Below are 4,055 nucleotides of genomic sequence, written 5' to 3'. Positions count from 1 at the left end.
GCATTAACAATAATTTCAAGTTCTTTCAAAAAGTCTTTTTTAGAAATTATTTCTATATTTTCCTTTTCTCTTTCATTTTTATATTTTTTTGAAATTAATATTTCTGCTTCTTTTTTTGTTATAAAATCACTGATATACTTATCAGAACTTTTTCTATCTCCATAAAATATTCCACGTTCTCCAACTAACAATTTTCCATTAGACCCCATACCTCTACAGTAATATTCAATATTTATACTCAATTTATCTATAGTTAACTTATAAATTTCATTATATCCATCATCAATAAAATAATTTTTTAGATTTATTCCAAATTTTTTTTGTGGATTAGATAAAAACTCTTTTAATACATCTTTCCCTAATAAATATGATAGAAATCTCTTTAGTATATTTATATCTGAATATCCTATATGTTTTTTATGAAAATTTATAGCTCCGATATTGTATTGATTTTCTTTTCTGGCATAATTGATTAAAAAATTTCTTAATCTGTCTCTTTCAAATATACTATTTAAATCCATATTTATTTTATATTTTTTTGATTCATCTATATGATTGACATAATTTAAAAATTCCTGCTCTACAAAAGCTATCATATCAGAATATTCATTCATATGTTGCAAGTGATACATTAAAAGATAACATAACATCTCTTCATAAGTATAATACACCCTTTCTATATCTTCTATTTCATTCTCATATTCAGAAATATACAATGCTGTCTCATCTTCATCATTCCACCCAATATTTATACTTAGCCCTTGATATTCTCCACTTTTTATTTTTTCATTATTCAAATATATACCTGACATTATATATGGAAAATTACCTATTTCATTAATTACTGTTACTAATAAATCAAATTTATTCATTTTTAAATTTTCAAAAAAATTTTCTTTTATTTTTTTAAGCTCACTTTATTTCCTACCTTTACTTAAACCTCTATTTATAAGCAACTTTTATTTTTTCATATTGAGAGTATAAAAATTTTTGTGTAAATAGAATAGCGAAGTGTTGAATTTACTAGATTTTCTATTAATTTGCACAAAATTTTGGACTATCCCTTATTTTACTTATATTTTTTCAAACTTATTTTCATCTTCATAATATCTGCTTGCACTTTTTCTTTTATCATTTTCAACATCAAGAAGATAATAAATTCTTTTATCTTTATCATGCCAATAAATTTTTCTAACAGTTGCTTTTTTATCAGGATATTTAATTAATTTAACTTTATCACCTATATCAAATTTTGGTTTACTTGTCAGTTCATATCCTTCTCTTTTTATTCTCATTTTTTCATTGGTTGTTAATAATTCTACTAGTATGTATTCTTCATTCTCATCATCTCTTACACACTTTAATATTGTAGAAGTTGGATCTCCGTATACTTTTTTTGTACTCTCAAAATCATAATATTTTAATCTTGATTCCATATAAGAACCCTTTAAAACACCATAAGTTCCTAAATAATTTTGTTTCATTTATTTCACTCCTTTTCATAGGGAACAAATCCCTCAAATTTTCTATCATAATATTTATCTGGGACTTTATTTAAAAATAATTTTTCAACTTTACCTAATGAACTTGAATCAGGTCTAAAATGTCCACTGGCATTATCCACTTTGATTATTTTCCCACCTTGAATAGTTACAATTCCAGCACCTTGTACTTTAGGTTCAAAACCTCCTATTAGAGTTGGGTGAGTCAATGAATCTGTATCTATAAGACCAGTTTCCACACCTTATTTTAAACCTCTATTTATAAGCAACTTTCATTTTTTCTGTTCAGATTATTAAATATTTCTATAACTATATTTTAACAGACAGATTTCTTTTTAGCCATAATAAAAACCTCCAAATATTATATAGTTATTTTACCATATATTATTTAGAGATTTACATAAAATTTTTTACACACATGATAACCTATTATATTTTGAGCTTACACAAAATTATGGACACTTTTTACAAATCATTTATTTTTATTTCTAAATAACTTTCTAATTCTTTTGGCAACATTAAAAATGCTTTTTTCCCCAACAGAACTCTTTTATATTCTTCTAAAGTACAGCTCCAGTCTGGCCAATCATAAAAGTCCGATTCAAACTCTACCCTGTCTTTATATACGGAAGTGAAAAATATCTCTGTTCCTGTTTCAAAGCACTCTATTTCCCCACTCTCCACTCTTTCTATTTCATCCAGTTCATAATCTACATCTGAAACATATCTCATCTCCCATACAGCTCCTGCTAAATAACGTGAGTAATTAACATCATATTTTTCATCATCTATAACATCACAGTCTGGAGCCCATAATTCTCCATTTTTAGCTAATTTATAAAAAAATTTCACTTTCATTAATTTCCTCCTTCATACATTGGAAAGGCTCTTGTTCCCTTCTTATTTAAAAATCCTTTTATTTTTACTCCACTTGGTGAAGTCCCTTCCCAAGAAATACCTCTTTTGGTTGTTTCAGTCATAAAATCAATACTGTTCCAAGCACCATTTATTTCCCATTTTGTTTTCTCTATACTCCAAGCATATAATCTAAACTTTTAATATTTAATCTTTTTTTTATATTTGAGATAATACTTTTTTCTTTTTCTGTATTTAAATAATAAGATATATTTAAAACCCAATATCCCAATTTTTCTCTTAAATTTTCTACATTGCATGATAAATATTTATCAATAGATATTAAGTTCCACAACTCAGTTAATGCTTCAAAAAAATTATCAATTTCTGAAGGTTGATAAGATAAAATCTTTAGTATTCTTTCTTTCCATTCTTCTCTTGAAATATTATTTTCTGTAATACTAGTATTTATTAATTTGATTTCATCATTTTCAATTTGATTATAGATATCTTTTAAACTACCGATTTTATAACTTTCATTTAATTCTTTTTCTATTTTTTCTTTTCTTTGAAAAAAATTTTCCTTTATTATATCATCTATATCAAATTCAATATAAATATCTTCTTTAGTTTGTACATATAATGAAAATAACTCATTTGGAAATATTCCATGTGTTTCAAACATCATCATTGTTTCATTTCTATTAAAATCTTCAAAAATTTTTTCCATTTGTATATCTGAACTAATTAATTGATATGCTGTTATCCCATTTATTTTTACTAGAGCATTTTTCAAATATAAAAAATTTTTAGCTACTAAATATTCAAAAGAAGTTTTGTATATTTCTTTTTTTAAACTTTCTGGTAATTGAATCCATATGTTTTTATTAATTTCAATACCAATATTTTTTCCATTAAACATGAGAAGTCTTTTATCATCATATATATATGGAATACTACAATAAGCACCTAATACTTCTAATTCATTATTCCAACCATTTTGTAATTTTAATTTTATCTTCATAAATATCCTTTCAAAAAATGTTATTTTGTTTTACTCTTTAATTATAGGGAAGTTTCCAATATAATCAGTTACTTTTTCAAAAAAATTTTCTTTTATTTTTTTTAAACTCACTTTATTTCCCACCTTTACTTAAAGCTCTATTTATAAGAAAATTCCATTTTTTCTGTTCAGATTATTAAATATTTCTATAACTATCATAAAAGTTTTGGACATTTTCAATTTCTTTTAGATTAATCCTAATAACGGTTTAAATATATTATTCATTTCCACAAATTCTTTATAAGTAATATCTGCCTTGTCATTAAAGATAATGTATATACCCTTTTCAAGTAACTGAACTTCATTCGCTTTCCCTTTGAGTCTTTCTAAAAGCTCTTCCTTTGGTACTTTTATCAGCTTATTATAACTTTCTTCATTGAAGTACATCACTGGAGATAGTGTAAATAATACATCTTGAAGTTCTTTTAACCCTTTTTCCTCTAATTTTAAAATTTCTGATTTATAGCTTTCTTTATAAGCAATCGAATAACTTGGGGAAACAAAAACATCAGCAATATAAGGATCAAAAATATTTATTACTTTTGGAAGATCATCATATATTATTTTCTTATAGTCTATCAGCTTATATGTTATCTTAAATTCATATAGTAACTCATCCCAAGTTACATATTTAA

The 4,055-nt window shown here is 24.4% G+C and carries 6 protein-coding genes and 1 pseudogene; all 7 read right to left on the bottom strand.

Annotated features, from left to right (window positions below):
* Nucleotides 1–872 (bottom strand): hypothetical protein (locus ACO409_RS10415; protein WP_485557018.1); only part of this gene is annotated, 872 nt, incomplete at its 3' end.
* Between the two features lie 201 nt (nucleotides 873–1,073).
* Nucleotides 1,074–1,484 (bottom strand): hypothetical protein, encoded by a 411-nt coding sequence (locus ACO409_RS10410; RefSeq protein WP_485557016.1) that lies wholly within the window; start codon nucleotides 1,482–1,484, stop codon nucleotides 1,074–1,076.
* 5 nt (nucleotides 1,485–1,489) lie between these two features.
* On the bottom strand, nucleotides 1,490–1,741 hold the full coding sequence (locus tag ACO409_RS10405) for a hypothetical protein (protein WP_485557014.1): 252 nt from the start codon (nucleotides 1,739–1,741) through the stop codon (nucleotides 1,490–1,492).
* A 226-nt stretch (nucleotides 1,742–1,967) separates the two neighbouring features.
* The gene (locus ACO409_RS10400) at nucleotides 1,968–2,360 is read right to left on the bottom strand and encodes a hypothetical protein (protein ID WP_485557012.1); all 393 of its coding nucleotides are present in this window, start codon (nucleotides 2,358–2,360) and stop codon (nucleotides 1,968–1,970) included.
* On the bottom strand, nucleotides 2,360–2,482 hold the full coding sequence (locus ACO409_RS10395) for a hypothetical protein (RefSeq protein ID WP_485557010.1): 123 nt from the start codon (nucleotides 2,480–2,482) through the stop codon (nucleotides 2,360–2,362). The genes ACO409_RS10400 and ACO409_RS10395 overlap by 1 nt, the downstream gene beginning before the upstream one ends.
* 47 nt (nucleotides 2,483–2,529) lie before the next feature.
* Nucleotides 2,530–3,381, bottom strand: a complete 852-nt coding sequence (locus ACO409_RS10390) for a hypothetical protein (RefSeq protein ID WP_485557008.1) — start codon at nucleotides 3,379–3,381, stop codon at nucleotides 2,530–2,532.
* 225 nt (nucleotides 3,382–3,606) lie between these two features.
* Nucleotides 3,607–4,055: pseudogene (locus ACO409_RS10385) on the bottom strand (helicase); the annotation flags it as partial.

The sequence above is a fragment of the Leptotrichia sp. genome (assembly GCF_057270615.1).
Note: the sequence above shows the minus strand (reverse complement) of the source record. Positions and strands in the feature narration are given on the sequence as shown.